The following is a 17,585-nucleotide window of genomic DNA, read 5'->3' as shown; positions in this document are numbered from 1 at the left end:
GGGGAGGGGGCTCCCGGCGGGAGGTTACGCAGCCGTAGGTTTTTCGGCGTTGCGCAGATCGTGCCCCAAGAACGGACGAGTGACCACCCTTGGTGCCGCCATTGCGGGAGATTCTCGTCACGTCGGAATCTTTGCGGGTGCATGTGCGCTGAACTGGGGAGCGAACGGAACGGGGCATGGATCTGCATGCCGGGGCGGGAGGCTGGAGTGCGGGAAAGCGAGACCGGGCGGCGGGTCGGGGCGGCGGACATCGGTGCGCCGCTCGGCGAGCGCGCGACGCTCGTGCAGTTCTCCAGCGCCTTCTGCCAGCCCTGCCGCGCGACCCGCAGGGTCCTCGCCGAGGTGGCGGGCATGGTCCCCGGCGTCGCCCACGTGGAGATCGACGCGGAGGAGAGCCTGGCCCTCGTGCGCGATCTGGGCGTCGACAGGACGCCGATGGTGCTCGTCCTGGACGCGGCGGGGCGCGAGGTGCGCCGCGCGGCCGGGCAGCCCCGCAGAGCCGACGTGATCGCCGCTCTCGGGGAGGCCGTGTGACCTGGGGGGCGGCCCGTCGTGGCAGGTCGGGGGCGGTGGCGCCCGTGATGCATCTTTCATATCCCGGAATGGGCTTGACTGTACGCGGCACCTGTCGCCAGCCTGCTTCCATGCCTCGGGACCTTCTGCTGTACGAGCGCGTCCATGTGGATCTCGCGCGCCATGCCAGCGCGCGCTGTCCGCACTGCTGAGCACCGACGGATCCGCTCGTACCTCCGGCAGAAGGACAACTCCATGACGGCATCGACCGCCTCCCTGACGGCATCGACCGCTCCCGGCACCTCCCACCCCGATCTGCTCCGCTCGGTCTTCCGGCGGCACGCGGCCGGGGTCGCCGTGATCACGGCGGCGCGTGACGCCCGCCCCGTCGGCTTCACCGCCACCTCGCTCACCTCGGTCTCCGCCGAGCCCCCGATGATCTCGTTCGGCATCGGCACCGGCGCCTCCAGCTGGCCCGCGATCGCCGAGGCCGGCCACGTCGGCGTGCACATACTCGGCGAGCACCAGCAGGACCTCGCCGGCACGTTCGCGCGGAGCGGAGCCGACCGCTTCGGCGCGCCCACCCGCTGGCACGAAGGGCCCCAGGGCGTCCCCGTCCTGGACGGCACGCTCGCCTGGCTGGTCTGCCGGATCGTGGCCCGGGTGCCCGCGGGCGACCACCGCATCGTGCTCGCCGAGGTCGTCGACGGCGACCCCGCGGGCGAGGGCCGCCCGCTCCTGTACCACCAGGGGCGCTTCAACGCCCTGCGCGACTGAGAGTTCCCGTCCGGCGTCCCCCGGGGCCGATTACGGAGCGTTGGGAAGGTCACAGTTCAAAGCGCTTGCTCAGGGGGAATGAACTGGGTGTACTCATGAGTAATATTTCGGTCGGAGCGGGGGCCGCCCCGACCGGGATCCGCCGCTTCAGGCGCCTATGCTGCCTGCAAGAAGGCAGTAGCCATAAGCCAAGGCAGCAGCCCAGTAAAGACGATGCAGTAGGAGAGCCGGCGTGAGCTTGAGGATCGTTGTCTGTGTGAAGTACGTGCCCGACGCCACCGGCGACCGGCACTTCGCCGATGACCTGACCGTCGACCGCGACGACGTCGACGGCCTCCTTTCGGAGCTCGACGAATACGCCGTCGAGCAGGCACTGCAGATCGCCGACGAGGCGGACGACGCGGAGATCACCGTGCTGACCGTCGGCCCCGAGGACGCCAAGGACGCGCTGCGCAAGGCGCTCTCCATGGGCGCCGACAAGGCCGTCCACGTCGAGGACGACGATCTGCACGGCACCGATGTCATGGGCACCTCGCTGGTGCTCGCCAAGGCCATTGAGAAGACCGGTTACGACCTGGTCATCGCCGGTATGGCCTCCACCGACGGCACCATGGGCGTGCTGCCCGCGATCCTCGCGGAGCGCCTGGGCGTCCCGCAGGTCACGCTGCTCTCCGAGGTCTCCGTCGCGGACGGCGTCGTCAAGGGCCGCCGTGACGGCGACACCGCCAGCGAGCAGCTGGAGGCGTCCCTGCCGGCCGTCGTGTCCGTGACGGACCAGTCGGGCGAGGCCCGTTACCCGTCGTTCAAGGGCATCATGGCCGCCAAGAAGAAGCCGGTGGAGTCCCTCGACCTGGACGACCTGGACATCGACGCCGAAGAGGTCGGCCTCGAGGGTGCCTGGACCGCCGTCGACTCCGCCACCGAGCGTCCGGCCCGCACGGCCGGCACGATCGTCAAGGACGAGGGCGAGGGCGGCAAGCAGCTCGCCGAGTTCCTCGCGGGTCAGAAGTTCATCTGAGCTCCGGTCACCCCTCAACCGCCCAACTTCTTCGTACTTGCAGGAGATTGAAGTCCCATGGCTGAAGTTCTCGTCTACGTCGACCACGTGGACGGCGCCGTCCGCAAGCCCACCCTCGAGCTGCTGACCCTGGCCCGCCGCGTCGGCGAGCCCGTCGCCGTCGCCCTCGGTGCCGGCGCCGAGGCCACCGCCGCCACGCTCGCCGAGCACGGCGCGGTCAAGGTCCTCACCGCCGACGCCCCCGAGTTCGCCGACTACCTCGTCGTACCGAAGGTGGACGCGCTCCAGGCCGCGTACGACGCCGTTTCCCCGGCCGCCGTGCTCGTCCCCTCCTCCGCCGAGGGCAAGGAGATCGCGGCCCGCCTCGCGGTCCGCATCAAGTCCGGCATCATCACGGACGCCGTCGACATCGAGGCCGGCGACGAGGGCCCGGTGGCCACGCAGGCCGTGTTCGCCGCCTCGTACACCACCAAGTCCCGTGTCTCCAACGGCACCCCGGTCATCACGGTCAAGCCGAACTCGGCCGCCGTGGAGGCCGCCCCGGCCGCCGGTGCCGTCGAGGCGCTCGCCGTCACCTTCTCGGAGAAGGCCACCGGCACCAAGGTCGTCGCCCGCACCCCGCGCGAGTCGACCGGCCGCCCGGAGCTGACCGAGGCCGCCATCGTGGTCTCCGGCGGCCGCGGCGTGAACGGCGCCGAGAACTTCTCGGTCATCGAGAACCTCGCCGACTCGCTCGGTGCCGCCGTCGGCGCCTCGCGTGCCGCGGTCGACGCCGGCTGGTACCCGCACTCCAACCAGGTCGGCCAGACCGGCAAGTCGGTCTCCCCGCAGCTGTACATCGCCTCTGGCATCTCCGGCGCGATCCAGCACCGGGCCGGCATGCAGACCTCGAAGACGATCGTCGCCATCAACAAGGACGCCGAGGCCCCGATCTTCGACCTGGTCGACTACGGCGTGGTCGGCGACCTCTTCGAGGTCGTCCCGCAGCTCACCGAAGAGGTCAAGTCCCGCAAGGGCTGAGCCCGTCGGCCGTCCGAGGCCCTCGTTCCCGCGGCGCGCGGGGGCGGGGGCCTCGGCGCGTCACAGGGTCAGACTCGCCTGCACCGGCAGGTGGTCGCTCGGGAACTGCCCGTCCAGCGAGAACGTGTTGATCGACGCCTCGTGCACACGGGTCCCCGGACTCGCCAGGATCCAGTCGATGCGGTCGCCGTCCGGCACCAGCGGCCGGTAGCCGTGGAAGGTGGCGTACGCCTTGCTCCGCCGTTCCGCGGCGTCCCAGGTGTCGACGACGCCCGCGCCCAGCATGGTGTCGTAGACGGGGTTCTTGTGCGCGCCGACGTTGAAGTCACCCGTCACGACGAGCGGCAGGGACCGGTCGAGGCGGCCGGTGCGCTCGACGATCACGGCGGCGGCACGCGCGCGTGCGTACTGGCTGGAGTCGTCGAGGTGGGTGTTGAGGACGTACAGCTCGGCGTCCGTGCGCAGATCGCGGAAGCGCACCCAGGTGACCATGCGGATCGAACCGCCGCCCCAGGTGTTGGAGCCGATGAGCTCCGGGGTGTCCGAGAGCCAGTAGTGGTCGTACTCGACGGGCCACAGCCTGCGGGTGTCGAAGTAGACGGTCTCGAACTCGTTGCGGCTGCCGCCCGCGCGGCCCGTGCCGATCCAGTCGTAGTGCGGCCCGAGGTCGGCCGCGATGTCGCGCACCTGCTGGTAGAGCCCCTCCTGACTGCCGATGACGTGCGGCCGCGCCCGGCGCAGCAGCTCGCGGGTGACCGGGCGGCGCTCCGCCCAGGTGTTCGGCGGGGTGGTGCCCGCGTAGCGGAGGTTGAAGGACATGACCTCCAGGCGGCGGCCGGGGCGTTCTACCGCGCTGGCGGGAGGGGCGGACTGGGTGGTGTCCACGCGGTCTCCTTCGGTAGGTGGCGTCAGGATGGGCTGCGCGGACCGAAGTGTGGAAGCGGGATCTGAGACAGGCGTGAACGGCGATTGTCGGAGACCGGTCAAGAAGCGGTCGAGCGTCGAGACGGGTGTTGACCGGCGGGAAGTCGACGGATAACTTCACCATACGGATTCTCGATTCCGTTAAGCGGAAACGCAAGAATCGTTAAGCGGAAACACCGAGCAACACCGAGTGTGTGGAGGGTGCAGGAATGGGTCAGCAAGAGAAGGTGGCAACGAGCCTCGCCGGTGCGGTCAGCGAGGGCATCAGCGCTTCCCTCGCCCCGGTGGACGCGGAGCTCGAGCGCCGCTACCCCGGCGACCCCGGCACCCGCCAGCCCGTCCACACCGTGTACGTACCAGGTGAGCAGTTCGACGCCGGCACGATCCGCACCTGGGGCGACAAGGCCCTCGCGATGCTCGACGAGCACGCCCCGGACGCCGCCTCCTTCGCCGCGGTCCTCGGCCTGGCCGACGACCTCGCGGACGCCGTCTACACGCGCGTGCGGGCCAAGCTGGAGCGTGAGCCGATCGAAGACCTGCGCATCGACTTCGAGGACGGCTACAAGGGCGCCGACGAGGACCAGGACGCCGCCCGCGCGGCCCGTCTGATCGCCGAGGCCTACAAGAACGGCACCGCGGCCCCCTACATGGGCATCCGCATGAAGTGCATGGAGGAGGCGGTGCGCGACCGCGCCATCCGCACCCTCGACGTCTTCCTGTCCGGCCTCATGGAGGCGGGCGGCCTGCCCGACGGGCTCGTCCTGACGCTGCCCAAGGTGACGTACCCCGAGCAGGTCACCGCGATGGTGCGCCTCCTGGAGGAGTTCGAGAAGGCGCGCGGCCTGGAGGCTGGCCGGATCGGCTTCGAGATCCAGATCGAGACCAGCCAGTCCATCCTCGCCACCGACGGCACCGCCACCGTGGCCCGCATGATTCAGGCCGCCGAGGGCCGCGCCACCGGACTGCACTACGGCACCTTCGACTACAGCGCCTGCCTCGGGGTCAGCGCCGCCTACCAGACGAGCGACCACCCGGCCGCCGACCACGCCAAGGCGATCATGCAGGTCGCCGCGGCGGGCACCGGAGTCCGCGTCTCGGACGGCTCCACCAACGTCCTGCCCGTCGGCGCCACCGAGAAGGTCCACGACGCCTGGCGGCTGCACTACGGCCTCACGCGCCGCGCCCTGGCCCGCGCCTACTACCAGGGCTGGGACATGCACCCCGGCCACATCCCCACGCGCTACGCCGCCGTGTTCGCCTTCTACCGCGAGGGCTTCGAGCAGGCCGCCGCGCGCCTGTCCGCGTACGCCTCCCACCGCGAGGGCGGCGACGTGGCGGACGAGCCGGCGTCGGCCAAGGCGCTCGCCGGGTATCTGCTGCGCGGCCTGGACTGCGGCGCACTCGACGCCGGCGAGGTCACCCGGCTCACCGGCCTGACCCTGGCCCGCCTCCAGGGCTTCTCGGGACCGCGCCGCGGCGACCTCACGGTGTCGGGCAAGTAACACCGGCCACTGGCTGTCACAGCTGCCCCGTACTCTGTACGCCACGGAACGTGGTGTCGCAGGAACGGGGCAGCGGTGTCTTCGGGGGATCAGGAACAGACGGGCGGGGCCGGACGGCTGCTCGCCGGGCGCTATCGCGTCGTGGCGCAGCTCGGCCGCGGCGGCATGGGCGTCGTGTGGCGCGCGGTCGACGAGGTGTTGCACCGCGAGGTGGCGGTCAAGGAACTGCGCACGTTCACGGACGCGGCCGGTGGCGAACTGGCCGATCTGCGGCTGCGGATGCAGCGCGAGGCGCGCGCGGCGGCCCGGGTGCGCCACCCGGGAGTGGTCGCCGTGCACGACGTGGCGGACGAGGACGGCCGCCCCCTCATCGTCATGGAGCTCGTCGAGGGCCCGTCCCTGGACGACGTGCTGCGCGAGCGCGGCACCCTCGACCCGCGCGAGGCAGCGGCCATCGGCGCCAAGGTCATGGAGGCCCTGGCCGCCGCGCACCGCGCGGGCGTCCTGCACCGTGACGTGAAGCCCGGCAACATCCTCCTGGAGACCGGCGGCCGCGTCGTCCTCACCGACTTCGGCATCGCGACCATGGAGGACCCCGGCGACGGCTCGGCGACGCACCTGACCCGCAGCGGCGAACTCATCGGCTCCCTGGACTACTTGGCGCCCGAGCGCGCCCAGGGCCACGACCCGGGACCGGCGTCCGACGTCTGGGCGCTCGGCGCCACCCTGTACGCGGCGGTCGAGGGCGACTCCCCCTTCCGCCGTACGTCGACGTGGTCGACGCTCACCGCGATCGTCGTCGACCCGCTGCCCGAGCCGCGCCGTTCGGGCCCCCTGACGCCCGTACTGCGGCAGCTGATGCACAAGGACCCGCAGGCGCGGCCCGACGCGGCCGCGGCGTGCGGTCTGCTCGCCGAGGTCGCGGCGCGGTCCGCGGGTGACGTGGGTACGGCGCCGCTGCGGGAGATGGCGCCCGGCCCGTACGAGCGTACGGAGCGCAGCATTTCGAGCGCCCCGCCGCCGGGGTTCGGGCCGCCGCCGGTTGCCGCGCAGGGGCACTTCGGCAGTCCGCAGGGCCCGGCACCCGTGCCCGCGTCCGCGCCTGGCCCCACGCCCCACCACGCGCCGCGCACGTCGCCTCAGGCGCCGCCCGCCGTGGACCTCGGTGCGACCCGCACCACGCGGCGCCGGCGCAAGGGGCGGGCCTGGCTCGCCGCCGCTGCCGTGGCCGTCGTCCTCGCGGCGACCGGTACGACGGTGGCCCTGCTCAACGGCAAGGACGACAGCGCCGGTCAGGCCGGGGCGAGCAGGGACCAGAGCCGTGGCGTCGACCGGGCCGACGACGACAGCAACGGCCCCCTCGGCGGCGGTTCCGAGCGCTCAAAGCCCTCGAAGCAGGGCGACGAGAAGCCCCGGAAGCCGGACGCGAAGCCCGGCGCCGACAAGGACGGGGACGACGCGGGGAAGCAGGACAGGAACCAGGGCGCGGGCGAGGAGAAGGGAAAGCGGGACGGTGGGAACGGCGGCGGCAAGGGCGGCGACACACCGTCGAAGGGCCCCGACCCCACCACCAAGCCGACCGGCGGCCCTTCGGGCGGCGACGGCGGCTCCGCGCCCGCACCGGTCTGCCACGCGGCGGGCGGCGGAAAGTACAACTGCTCGGTGTGGCGCACCGCGAAGTCCTACACCGCCTCCGGAGCGGAGGCGGGCAGCCTGAACGCGGGCACCAACTACTTCTACTGCCAGCAGAACCTGGGCCGCCGCGAGACGTACGGCCGCTGGACGAACGTCTGGTGGGCCAGGACGGACGACGACAGCGGCAACAGGAACGTCTTCGTCAGCGACGTCTACATCACCGGCGGCGACAACGACAAGCCGCTGCCGGGCCTGCCGACCTGCTGACCTCACGGACACGGAAAGGGGCGCCCTCATGAGCGGAGCCCAGCGCACCGGCGACACGGACGAGTTCCGCGCCCGGGTCCTCGCGGCGAGCACGGCCGCGCCCACGGACTACCGGATGCAGCACAGGGACCACGGCTTCGACCTGGTCGCCGACGTCCCCAAGACGAGCCGCTACACCACCCAGGTCCACACCTACCGCGTCGAGTTGGACCCCCGCGAGCTGACCTTCGTCATGACGGACATCGTCCGCACCGAGACGACGGGCCCAGGACCGCTGCGCGAACGCTCGGTCGAGACGGGCCGGAGCAGATACTGGGTCACGGGCGGCGCCGCCCCGGACGGCGCCGAACGCCAGAGCTTCTCCTCCACCGCGGGCCACCGGCTGATCAGGAGCGTGGCGCAGGGCCTCGGCTGGCGCGAACTCAAGCCCACCGGCCAGAAGGTCGCGAAGGTGTTCGGCATCATCGGCGGGGCGATCGCCGTGGGGACGCTGATCGCGGTCGCGGTGGTGTTCTGGGTCTGAGTTAGGACTGAGCCCCGGATGACGGGTCGGCCCGCGCGTTCAGTCCGCGGGCCGCAGTTCCCCCGAGCCGCGCGTGATGAGCCGCGTCGGCAGCTCGATGCGCTGCGGCGTCTCCGAGGCGCCGTCGAGCTGGCGGAAGAGGCGCTCCGCCGCCGTCCTGCCCAACTGGGCCGCGTCCTGCGCGACGACGGTCACGCCGGGGTTGAGCAGATCCGCGAGCTCGATGTCGTCGAAGCCGACCAGGGCCACGGGCCTGTCCAGCGCGGCGAGGACGCGGACGACGGTCACGGTCACGCGGTTGTTGCCGGCGAAGACCGCGGTGACCGGGTCGGGGCCGGTCAGCATCGCCTCGGCGGCGGCGCGGACCCGCTCGGGATCGGTGACGCCGAGCGACACCCACGCCTCGTCGACGGGGATGTCCGCGTCCTCCATCGCCGCCCGGTACCCCCGCAGTCGCTCTATGGCGGTGTGGATGCGCGGCTGGTCGCCGATGAAGCCGATGCGGCGGTGGCCGTGTGCGATGAGGTGGGCGACGCCGTCCCGCGCACCGCCGAAGCTGTCGGAGAGCACGACGTCGGCGTCGATCTTCCCGGCGGGCCGGTCGACGAAGACCGTGGCGACCCCGGCGGCGATCTCCGGCTCCAGATAGCGGTGGTCGTCACCGGCGGGGATGACCACGAGCCCGTCGACCCTGCGGGCGCACAGCGCGAGCACCAACTCCTGCTCGCGGTCCGGGTCTTCGGCACTCGACCCGTTGATGAGGAGCGCGCCGTGGGCCCGCGCGACCTCCTCGACGGCGCGGCTCAGCGGGCCGTAGAACGGGTCGGCGAGGTCTTCGAGCACCAGGCCGATGCTGGCGGTGCGGCCCTTGCGGAGCACGCGCGCGCTGTCGTTGCGGCGGAAGCCCAACGCCTCGATGGCTTCCTGCACACGGCGTTCGGTGTCGGGCGTGACACCTGGCTCTCCGTTCACGACACGTGAGACCGTCTTGAGGCCCACGCCCGCGCGCGCGGCGACGTCCTTCATGGTCGGACGGTTGCCGTAGCGGTTTTCGGGTCGTCGGGCGGTCTCGGCCACGGTGCGCTGTCCTGTCCTGTCGTCCATGAGGTGGTCCATGAGCATGTGGCGTCGAGCATAGAGCCTGGACAACGTTGTCAGATGCGAGAGAGACTGTCCATCGCACTCTCCGGCCTGCCCATACACCAGGAGACCCGACACAGATGCACATGGACCTCGTCGCCGCACTCGACATCGGCGGCACCAAGATCGCCGGAGCCCTGGTGGACGGCCACGGCCGGATCGTGCTGCGTGCCCAGCGGCCGACGCCCTCGCGCGAGCACGGCGACACGGTCATGCGGGCGGTCGAGGAGGTTCTCGGCGAGCTGACGGCCAGTCAACTCTGGGGCCGGGTCGGCACGGTGGGCATCGGCAGCGCGGGACCCGTGGACGCGTCCGCCGGTACGGTCAGCCCCGTCAACATCCCCGGATGGCGCGGCTATCCGCTGGTCGACCGGGTCCGCGCGGTCACCGGCGGCCTGCCCGTCGCCCTGGTCGGCGACGGCGTCGCGATGACCGCCGCCGAACACTGGCAGGGCGCGGCCCGCGGCCACGACAACGCGCTGTGCATGGTGGTGTCCACGGGCGTCGGCGGCGGTCTGGTCCTCGGCGGCGCACTGCACCCCGGCCCCACGGGCAACGCGGGCCACATCGGCCACATCAGCGTGGACCTCGACGGTGACCCGTGCCCGTGCGGCGCGCGCGGCTGCGTCGAGCGGATAGCGAGCGGCCCGAACATCGCACGCCGCGCCGTCGAGGGCGGCTGGGTGCCGGGACCGGACGGCGACACGTCGGCGGCCGCGGTGGCGACCGCCGCGCGCGCGGGTGACCCGGTGGCCCTCGCCTCGTTCGAGCGCGCGGCCCAGGCGCTCGCCGCGGGCATCGCCGCCACGGCGACGCTCGTCGAGATCGACATCGCGGTGATCGGCGGGGGAGTGGCGAAGGCGGGCGACGTGCTCTTCACCCCGCTGCGCCGCGCCCTGCGCGACTACGCCACGCTCTCCTTCGTACGTCAACTCGCCGTGGCCCCCGCCCTGATGGGCACGGACGCGGGCCTGGTCGGCGCGGCAGCGGCCGCGCTCGGCGGCAGTGGGCCGAGCGCGGCCGTGGAACTGCGGCCCGCGTAGGCGGGGTCGGGGGCGGGGTGAGGCGGGGCGGTGTGGCGCTTGTCCGGCCCGCCGCGCTTCAGTGACTCGGCGCCGCGCTTCAGTGGCTCAGTGGGCCAGCTCGATTCGCGGTGCGCCGCGCCTCAGTGACTCAGCGCCCCGCCTCGATTCGCGACGCGTCTCGCTTCGGCGACTCAGTGCCCCGCCACGATCCGCCACGCGTCCCTCCTCAGCAACTCAGCGTCGCGTCCGCCCAGTCCGCGTGGTCCGAGTCGTTGCCGTCCCCGCCGTCCGTGACGACGAGGCGGACCAGTCGGGCGCCGGTCACGTCGGCCGACAGTTCCTGTGCGGGCATGGCGTTGGTGAGCACCCCGGTGTTCGCCACCTTCTTGCCGTCCGCCCAGATCTCGAAGACGACCGTGCCCTTGAGGAGCTTCTCGTCGTCCAGGCCGACCTGCGCGGTGACCTTCTCGCAGGTGCCGCCGGTGTAGTACTCCACCGCGCTGTCCGCGTGGACACCGAGCCCCTTGGCGTACACCTTGCCGCCGATGGTGATCGGGTTGCCGTCACCGCCGACGTTCTCGCCGTTGCTGGTGTTGCGTTCGACGGGACCCCAGCCGTTGAGTGCCGTGATCCACGGCAGGTCGCCGAGGGCCGAACTGCCCGCGGGCGGCGCGACGACCACGTCGGCGGTCAGCGGCAGGACGCTCTCGGCGCGGACGCCTTGGGGCGACCGGTAGGTGGTTTTGAGCGTCAGGTCGTACTTGCCGGGGGCCGTGCCCGCGGGTGCGGTGACGGCCCAGGACGTGGCGAGTGACGCGCCGGTGCGCAGCGACTTCGCGGTGGTCGGCGAGGTGGCCTTCAGGCGCCAGGCCGAGGGTCCGGTGAGCGTGACCGACACGTTCTTGGCGGCGGTGCGGCCGAGGTCGGTGACCTTCGAGGTGAGTGTGGTCTGCTTGCCCGCTTCCACCAACGCGGCTGCGTCCGCGCCGAGTTCGACGGCCGGCGGGTTCTTGGCCCACTTGCCGTCCGCCGACACGCGCAGCAGTACGGTGCCGTGCGCGGGCACGGTCGCCGAGATGGCGCCCGCGGTGTTGTAGCTCTTGTGCTGCCACAGGTCGCGCAGCGTGTACCCGTCGGCGGCGGGCAGGCCGACGGCCTTGGCGGTGGTGGAGATGGACTGGGCGGTGCCGGTCTCGTTGAAGAGGGCGACGGCGCGGCTGCCGTCCTTCATCTCCTTGGCGACGACCCAGCGGCCGTTCTGCGTGGAGAGGACCTCGCCCTGCTTGCCCAGCGGGTCCTGGTCGACGGCGATGACTTCCTTGTTGCCGAGGATCTCGAAGGTCGCCGGGGTCGCCTTGCGCAGATCGGAGCCGATGAGCAGCGGCGCGGCCATGATCGACCACATCGAGAAGTGCGTGCGGTACTCGGTGTCGCTCATGCCGCCGTTGCCGACCTCGAGCATGTCGGGGTCGTTCCAGTGGCCGGGACCCGCGTACTTGGCGAGTGGCAGGTTCTGCTTCATGATCGACAGCATCGAGCCCCAGCTGTCGCTGATGTCGCCGGTGGTGCGCCACAGCTGGCCGACGTCGGCGGCCCACTCCCAGGGCTTGTTCTCGCCCCATTCGCAGATGCTGTAGACGATGGGCCTGCCGACCGACTCGGAGGCGGCCTTCAGCGCGTCGCGCATCGCGATGTAGCGCTGCTTGGCGTCGACACCCTGGTTGTTGCAGTTGTCGTACTTGAGGTAGTCGACGCCCCAGTCGGCGAACTGCTGCGCGTCGCTGCGCTCATGGCCGAGCGCGCCGGGGAAGCCGGCCTGGTTACAGGTCTTGGTGCCCGCGCTGGTGTAGATGCCGAGCTTGAGGCCCTTGGAGTGGACGTAGTCGGCAACTGCCTTGATCCCGTTGGGGAACCGCTTGGGGTCGGGCACCAACTTGCCGTTCGCGTCGCGCGCGGGCAGCGCCCAGCAGTCGTCGAGATTGACGTACTGGTATCCGGCGGCCTTGAGGCCCTTCTCGACGAAGATGTCCGCGATCCCCTTGACCATCGCCTCGTCGAACTCGGCACGGCAGTGGGTGGAGTTCCAGTTGTTGAAGCCCATGGGAGGGGTGAGCGCGAGACCGTCGGCGAGCTCGGCCGCGGGGTCGGCCGACGGTCGGTCCGAGGCGGCGCGCGCGACGGCGGAGCCGGTCGAAGGCGCGGGGTCCGCGGCGGCGGCCGCGGGCGCGGCGAGGCCCGCGGCACACAGCAGTGCGGTGGCGAACGATCCGACCACTCTTCGGCGGGTTGTGCGGGAAGGGGGATGACGCATCGTTACGTTCCTCCGTACTCGCGAAAGATGGGGGGTTTGCATGTCCGTGTCATGCGTGCGCGCTTACGGTAGGGCGTGTTGGAGTCTGTTGGAAGGGGAGCGGTAACGGTTCGGCCGCCTGGCGCCAAAACCCTTGACGGCGGTGCCTCTTGGGAGTGAGATCCAACCCTCGCGTTCGGTTGTGTTTGGTTGCACCCCGAGGAGGGGGACATGGCACAGTCATCGTTCAGCGGTCCCGTCGCGCCCCGGAGCATGACAGGACATCGGATGTCCCGACGGAATCTCCTGCGTGGTGCGGCCGTCGGCGCCGGGGCGGTCACGCTCCCCGCGCTGCTCAGCGCCTGCGGCGACGGGCCCGGCGGCAAGAAGAACGAAGTCTCGATGGGCTCCAACTCCTCGGACGCGGTGCCGAAGAAGGCGTTCCAGGACGCCTTTGACGCGTACAAGAAGAAGACCGGCAAGACCGTCGACGTCCACACCACAGAGCACAACGAATTCCAGCAGAACATCACGCGCTATCTGCGGGCCACCCCGGACGACGTCTTCATGTGGTTCGCCGGCTATCGCATGCAGTACTTCGCCGAGAAGGGCCTGCTGGTCGACATCAGCGACGTATGGAAGGGCTTCAGTGGCTTCTCCCAGGCGCTGAAGGATCAGTCCACGCACGACGGCAAGCAGTACTTCGTGCCGTACTACTACTATCCGTGGGCCGTCTTCCACCGCAAGAGTCTCTTCCAGAAACAGGGGTACGAACAGGCCAGGACCTGGGACGAGTTCATCGCGCTCGCCAAGAAGATGCACAAGGACGGGATTCCGGTCGCCTTCTGCGACAAGGACGGCTGGCCCGCCATGGGCACCTTCGACTACATCAACATGCGGCTCAACGGATACGACTTCCACAAGAGCCTGATGGCGGGCGAGGAAGCCTGGACGGACAACAAGGTCAAGAAGGTCTTCGACCTGTGGCGCGAACTCATGCCGTACTACCAGAAGGGCGCGCTCGGCCGGACCTGGGAGGAGGCGGGGCAGGGGCTGCAGAAGCGGCGGACGGGCATGGCTGTCTTCGGAATGCCGCACCCGGGCCAGCAGTTCCCGGCCGACGAACGGGACGACATCGACTTCTTCGCCTTCCCCGAGATCGATCCCGCGCACGGACAGGACGCCGTGGAGGCACCCATCGACGGTTTCCTGATCGCGAAGAAGGCCAAGAACGTCGACGCGGGGAAAGACCTCCTGAAATGGCTGGGAACACCCGGTGCCGAAGAGGTCTATCTGGCCGGCGACCCGAACAACGTCGCGGTCAACGACAAGGCGGACACCTCCAAGTACAGCGCGCTGCAGAAGAAGTCCGCCGAACTGGTCTCCGGGGCCAAGCAGATCTCGCAGTTCCTGGACAGGGACACCCGGCCCGACTTCGCGCAGACCGTCATGATCAAGGCGTTGCAGGACTTCATCGACGACCCCAATGACGTCGACGGGCTCGTGGGCCGCATCGAGCGGCAGAAGAAGGACATCTTCGCGCAGGCCGTCGGCTGACCATGAGGGGACCGCGTTCCGTGCCGTCGAAAGCCGCCGGACGCGCCGGGCGACGGGGCCCGCGGCGTTTCACGCGCTGCGACACCGTCGTCCTCGGCGTACTCCTGGGAATTCCCGTCCTGCTCGAAGCCGTCATCGTGTGGGGGCCGACCCTCGCCTCCATCGGCCTGTCCTTCACCTCGTGGGACGGCATCGGTGACATTCACTGGGTGGGCGGAAAGAACTACGAAAGCCTCGTCGACAACTATCCGGCCTTCTGGCCCGCCGTCCGACACAATCTCCTCTGGATCGCCTTTCTCGGCCTCGTGGCCACGCCGTTCGGACTGCTGCTCGCCGTCCTGATCGACCGGGGCGTACGGTTCAGCCGCTTCTACCAGTCCGTGCTGTACATGCCGGTGGTGCTCTCGCTCGCCGTCGTCGGATTCATGGCGCAACTGCTCCTCGGCACGGACCAGGGCGTGATCAATACCGCGCTCGGCAATCAGAACGACCCCATCGACTGGCTCGGCGATTCCGATCTCAACATCTGGATGATGATGATCGCGGCGAGCTGGCGGCACACGGGATACGTGATGATCCTCTATCTGGCCGGGCTCAAATCGGTCGATCCCGCGCTGAAGGAAGCGGCCGCGATCGACGGGGCGAACACCCGCCAGACGTTCTTCCGCGTCGTCTTTCCGACGCTGCGACCCGTCAATGTCATCGTCGGCGTCATCACCGTCATCGAAGCGCTCCGGGCCTTCGACATCGTGTACGCGGTGAACAAGGGCCGCAACGGCCTGGAACTCCTCTCCGTCCTCATCACCGACAACATCATCGGCGAGGCGAGCCGCATCGGATTCGGTTCCGCCATCGCGGTCGTCCTGCTCACCGTCTCCCTGGGATTCATCGTGACGTTCCTGGTCCAAGAGCTGCGAGGTGCGCGCGACCGATGACCGCAGACCTGCGTCCCGCGTCTCCCGACCGCGCGTCCACCCGTCCCACCGAGCCGCCACGTGCCCAACCCCCGCGCCGCCGCGGACGGTTCGGCGTCCCCCTCTTCCTGTCCGCCGTCTCCCTCGCCTTCCTCGCGCCGCTGTTCCTCGCCGTCTACGCGTCGCTGCGCCCTTACGAGGAGACCGCGGAACACGGCTACTTCTCCTGGCCCGAGCACCTCTCCTTCGACTACTACCGCCAGGCCTACACCGAATCCGGTATGGGGAAGTACTTCACCAACACCCTGCTGATCGCCGTCCCCGCGGTGCTCCTGACGCTGTTCCTCGCGTCGTTCGTCGCCTTCGCCGTCTCACGGGTGCGGATTCGCGGCGGACTGGTCCTGCTGATGCTGTTCACCGCGGGAAACCTGCTGCCCCCACAGGTCCTGGTGACCCCGCTCTACGCGCTGTTCCTGAAGATCCCGCTGCCCTGGTGGATGTCCGACTCACTCACCCTCTACGACTCGTTCTGGGCGCTCATCCTCGTCAACGTCGGCTTCCAGATCGGCTTCTGCGTCTTCGTCCTCTCCAATTTCATGCGGACGCTGCCCAAGGAGATCCTGGAGGCGGCGATCGTGGACGGCGCGGGCGTCTGGACCCAGTTCTGGCGCATCACCCTGCCCCTCTGCCGCCCGGCCCTCGCGGCCCTGGCGACGCTCGAATTCACCTGGATCTACAACGACTTCCTCTGGGCCCTCATCTTCATCTCCAACCCGGACAAACTCCCGATCACCTCGTCCCTGAACAACCTGCGCGGCCAATTCTTCACGGACTACAACTTGCTGGCCGCGGGCTCGGTCCTGGTGGCCCTGCCGACCGTCCTCGTCTTCCTGCTGCTCCAGCGGCATTTCATCGCGGGGCTCACGTTGGGGGCGAGCAAGGGGTAGGCAGGGAGGGCCGCCGGCTCAGTGCGTCCGCGGCCTGATCCGGTGCGCCGCGAGCACGCCGGCTGCCGCCAGCGCGCCCGTCAGCGTGAACGTCGCCGTCAATGCCGTCGAGACCGAGGAGCCGTAGGCGTCGGAGAGGGCGACCGCCGCGCCGCCCAGGCCGCTGAGGACCGCGACCGCGAGGGTCTGGGCCAGTTGCATCGAGCCGCTCGCCTCGCCCTGGCGGTCGGCGGGCGCCTGTTCCATGGCGTCGGTGGTCGCCGCGTTGAAGGCCACGCCCATGCCCGCGCCGCCGATCGCCCAGCCCGCCACGGCCGTCAGAGCCGGTGTCGCGTCGACCAGGATGCCCAGCGCCATGACGACGACGCCGACGAGCAGCACCGCGAAGCCCGCCGCGATCGGCACCGCGCGCGACCGTCCCGTCCAGCGGCTGTCCGCCCTGCCCTGCCAGGCCGCGCCCGCCACCCAGGTGATCGCGCCCGCCGAGAGCCCGAGCCCGGCCTGCGTGGCGCTCAACTCCCGCAACTCGACCAGGCCGAGCGGCAGGAACGCCTCGCTGCCGAAGTACGCGCCGCACAGCAGGAACCGCAGCACCACGCCCGTCGGCACCCCGCGTCGCACGGTGAGCGTGCCCGCAGGGGTGACCGAGCGCAGCGCACCGATCGCGACGACGGCGCCGACCGCGGCCAGCGGGATCAGCAGGGCGACGGTGCGGAGTTCGAGCCCGGTGAGGAACACGGCCGTGCCAGCGGCGAGCAGCACGCTGCGCGCGACCGGCGTGGCCCACCACGGGCCGTCCGCCCTGACCGGCTGCCGCTCGGGGCCGCCGAGACGGCGCAGCGGCGCCAGCGCCAGGGCCGCCGCCAGCGCGACGAGGGGGAGCAGCAGGACGAACACGCCCCGCCAGGAGATCCTGTCGGCGATGACCGCCGCGACGGTCGGGCCGATGAGGGAAGGCAGCGTCCAGGCGCCGGAGACCAGCGCGAACATGCGGGCCCGCAGGTGTTGCGGATAGGCCAGGGAGATGGCGGTGTACGCGAGGGCCATCACGGCGCCGACGCCGAGGCCCTGGAGGAAGCGCCCGGTGAGGAAGAGCGGCCAGTTGGGCGCGGACCCGGCGACCGCGCAGCCGACGGCGAAGACGGCGAGGCCGACGGCCAGCGGACGCGCGGGGCCGCGCCGGTCGGCTTCCCGGCCCGCCGCGACCGTGCCGATCAGGTTGGCCAGCATCAGGGCGGACAGGCCCCAGCCGTACGCGCCGAGGCCGCCGAGGTGTCCGGCGATCTCGGGCAGGACGGTGGCCACGCCCATCGACTCGAAGGCCACCAGGCCGACGGAGAGCACGATGCCCCAAGTCAGCGCGGCGTAGCGGCCGTTGAGCACGCTCTCGGGGGCGGCCCCGGGGGCAGTCCCGTCGCCGGTGCCGGTTAAGCCCCCGGGCTCCGGCTTCGTACGCACGCGATCGGCGGTCGACTCCTGCGCGGTCGACTCCTGCGCGGACACGTCCTGCTCGGACAAGGTGACGCTCCTCGG

At 70.7% G+C, this 17,585-nt stretch carries 15 protein-coding genes; 11 read left to right on the top strand and 4 right to left on the bottom strand.

Going from position 1 to position 17,585, the window contains the following annotated elements; all coding sequences use genetic code 11:
* Positions 1 to 207 precede the first annotated feature (207 nt).
* The 4 genes from ACIO9J_RS04210 (at position 208) to ACIO9J_RS04195 (ending at position 3,328) form a co-directional block, all read left to right on the top strand.
* Positions 208 to 534 carry a TlpA family protein disulfide reductase gene (locus ACIO9J_RS04210; protein WP_401992173.1) on the top strand — a complete coding sequence of 109 codons (327 nt, stop codon included), beginning with the start codon at positions 208 to 210 and terminating at the stop codon, positions 532 to 534.
* Between the two features lie 234 nt (positions 535 to 768).
* Complete coding sequence (locus ACIO9J_RS04205) at positions 769 to 1,290, top strand: flavin reductase family protein (protein WP_401992170.1); 522 nt, start codon at positions 769 to 771, stop codon at positions 1,288 to 1,290.
* A gap of 232 nt (positions 1,291 to 1,522) precedes the next feature.
* Positions 1,523 to 2,308: an electron transfer flavoprotein subunit beta/FixA family protein gene (locus ACIO9J_RS04200; protein ID WP_401992167.1), complete on the top strand. Its 786-nt coding sequence runs from the start codon at positions 1,523 to 1,525 to the stop codon at positions 2,306 to 2,308.
* 57 nt (positions 2,309 to 2,365) lie between these two features.
* A complete protein-coding gene (locus ACIO9J_RS04195; RefSeq protein ID WP_401992164.1) occupies positions 2,366 to 3,328 on the top strand; it encodes an electron transfer flavoprotein subunit alpha/FixB family protein in 963 nt (320 codons plus the stop codon).
* Between the two features lie 60 nt (positions 3,329 to 3,388).
* Here the strand turns inward: ACIO9J_RS04195 and ACIO9J_RS04190 are convergent, their stop codons facing one another.
* The gene (locus ACIO9J_RS04190; RefSeq protein ID WP_401992161.1) at positions 3,389 to 4,213 is read right to left on the bottom strand and encodes an endonuclease/exonuclease/phosphatase family protein; all 825 of its coding nucleotides are present in this window, start codon (positions 4,211 to 4,213) and stop codon (positions 3,389 to 3,391) included.
* 248 nt (positions 4,214 to 4,461) lie between these two features.
* On the opposite strand from ACIO9J_RS04190, the gene ACIO9J_RS04185 reads away from it, so the two are divergent.
* The 3 genes from ACIO9J_RS04185 (at position 4,462) to ACIO9J_RS04175 (ending at position 8,179) form a co-directional block, all read left to right on the top strand.
* A complete protein-coding gene (locus ACIO9J_RS04185; RefSeq protein WP_401992158.1) occupies positions 4,462 to 5,754 on the top strand; it encodes a DUF6986 family protein in 1,293 nt (430 codons plus the stop codon).
* A gap of 75 nt (positions 5,755 to 5,829) precedes the next feature.
* Positions 5,830 to 7,656 carry a serine/threonine-protein kinase gene (locus ACIO9J_RS04180; protein ID WP_401992155.1) on the top strand — a complete coding sequence of 609 codons (1,827 nt, stop codon included), beginning with the start codon at positions 5,830 to 5,832 and terminating at the stop codon, positions 7,654 to 7,656.
* Positions 7,657 to 7,684: 28 nt separating this feature from the next.
* Positions 7,685 to 8,179, top strand: a complete 495-nt coding sequence (locus ACIO9J_RS04175; RefSeq protein ID WP_401992152.1) for a hypothetical protein — start codon at positions 7,685 to 7,687, stop codon at positions 8,177 to 8,179.
* Positions 8,180 to 8,218: 39 nt separating this feature from the next.
* Here ACIO9J_RS04175 and ACIO9J_RS04170 read toward each other — a convergent pair whose 3' ends face one another.
* Positions 8,219 to 9,283: a LacI family DNA-binding transcriptional regulator gene (locus ACIO9J_RS04170; protein ID WP_401993055.1), complete on the bottom strand. Its 1,065-nt coding sequence runs from the start codon at positions 9,281 to 9,283 to the stop codon at positions 8,219 to 8,221.
* A 116-nt stretch (positions 9,284 to 9,399) separates the two neighbouring features.
* Here ACIO9J_RS04170 and ACIO9J_RS04165 point away from each other — a divergent pair, with 116 nt between their 5' ends.
* Complete coding sequence (locus ACIO9J_RS04165; RefSeq protein WP_401992149.1) at positions 9,400 to 10,362, top strand: ROK family protein; 963 nt, start codon at positions 9,400 to 9,402, stop codon at positions 10,360 to 10,362.
* Between the two features lie 208 nt (positions 10,363 to 10,570).
* On the opposite strand, the gene ACIO9J_RS04160 is transcribed toward ACIO9J_RS04165, so the two are convergent.
* Positions 10,571 to 12,655 (bottom strand): NPCBM/NEW2 domain-containing protein, encoded by a 2,085-nt coding sequence (locus tag ACIO9J_RS04160; RefSeq protein WP_401992146.1) that lies wholly within the window; start codon positions 12,653 to 12,655, stop codon positions 10,571 to 10,573.
* Between the two features lie 267 nt (positions 12,656 to 12,922).
* Between ACIO9J_RS04160 and ACIO9J_RS04155 the strand changes: the two genes are divergently transcribed.
* The 3 genes from ACIO9J_RS04155 to ACIO9J_RS04145 are packed head-to-tail and all read left to right on the top strand — an operon-like array spanning position 12,923 to position 16,052.
* Entirely contained in the window at positions 12,923 to 14,191 is a 1,269-nt protein-coding gene (locus ACIO9J_RS04155; RefSeq protein WP_401992143.1) for an ABC transporter substrate-binding protein, read from the top strand.
* Between the two features lie 2 nt (positions 14,192 to 14,193).
* Positions 14,194 to 15,126 carry a carbohydrate ABC transporter permease gene (locus ACIO9J_RS04150; RefSeq protein WP_401992140.1) on the top strand — a complete coding sequence of 311 codons (933 nt, stop codon included), beginning with the start codon at positions 14,194 to 14,196 and terminating at the stop codon, positions 15,124 to 15,126.
* Complete coding sequence (locus ACIO9J_RS04145) at positions 15,123 to 16,052, top strand: carbohydrate ABC transporter permease (protein ID WP_401992137.1); 930 nt, start codon at positions 15,123 to 15,125, stop codon at positions 16,050 to 16,052. Before ACIO9J_RS04150 ends, ACIO9J_RS04145 begins: the two co-directional genes overlap by 4 nt.
* A gap of 18 nt (positions 16,053 to 16,070) precedes the next feature.
* On the opposite strand, the gene ACIO9J_RS04140 is transcribed toward ACIO9J_RS04145, so the two are convergent.
* Positions 16,071 to 17,570: an MFS transporter gene (locus tag ACIO9J_RS04140; RefSeq protein WP_401992135.1), complete on the bottom strand. Its 1,500-nt coding sequence runs from the start codon at positions 17,568 to 17,570 to the stop codon at positions 16,071 to 16,073.
* Positions 17,571 to 17,585 lie beyond the last annotated feature (15 nt).

Source organism: Streptomyces sp. NPDC087300, from assembly GCF_044744425.1.
In the GTDB taxonomy this organism is placed as follows: domain Bacteria; phylum Actinomycetota; class Actinomycetes; order Streptomycetales; family Streptomycetaceae; genus Streptomyces.
The sequence above is the reverse complement of the archived record's forward strand: the minus strand, read 5'-3'. Positions and strand labels throughout refer to the sequence as shown.

Coding starts and splice junctions, on each gene's coding strand:
- ACIO9J_RS04205 (WP_401992170.1), top strand. CDS start 769: ATGACGGCATCGACCGCCTCCCTGACGGCATCGACCGCTCCCGGCACC.
- ACIO9J_RS04195 (WP_401992164.1), top strand. CDS start 2,366: ATGGCTGAAGTTCTCGTCTACGTCGACCACGTGGACGGCGCCGTCCGC.
- ACIO9J_RS04185 (WP_401992158.1), top strand. CDS start 4,462: ATGGGTCAGCAAGAGAAGGTGGCAACGAGCCTCGCCGGTGCGGTCAGC.
- ACIO9J_RS04175 (WP_401992152.1), top strand. CDS start 7,685: ATGAGCGGAGCCCAGCGCACCGGCGACACGGACGAGTTCCGCGCCCGG.
- ACIO9J_RS04170 (WP_401993055.1), bottom strand. CDS start 9,283: ATGGACGACAGGACAGGACAGCGCACCGTGGCCGAGACCGCCCGACGA.
- ACIO9J_RS04165 (WP_401992149.1), top strand. CDS start 9,400: ATGCACATGGACCTCGTCGCCGCACTCGACATCGGCGGCACCAAGATC.
- ACIO9J_RS04160 (WP_401992146.1), bottom strand. CDS start 12,655: ATGCGTCATCCCCCTTCCCGCACAACCCGCCGAAGAGTGGTCGGATCG.
- ACIO9J_RS04155 (WP_401992143.1), top strand. CDS start 12,923: ATGTCCCGACGGAATCTCCTGCGTGGTGCGGCCGTCGGCGCCGGGGCG.
- ACIO9J_RS04150 (WP_401992140.1), top strand. CDS start 14,194: ATGAGGGGACCGCGTTCCGTGCCGTCGAAAGCCGCCGGACGCGCCGGG.
- ACIO9J_RS04145 (WP_401992137.1), top strand. CDS start 15,123: ATGACCGCAGACCTGCGTCCCGCGTCTCCCGACCGCGCGTCCACCCGT.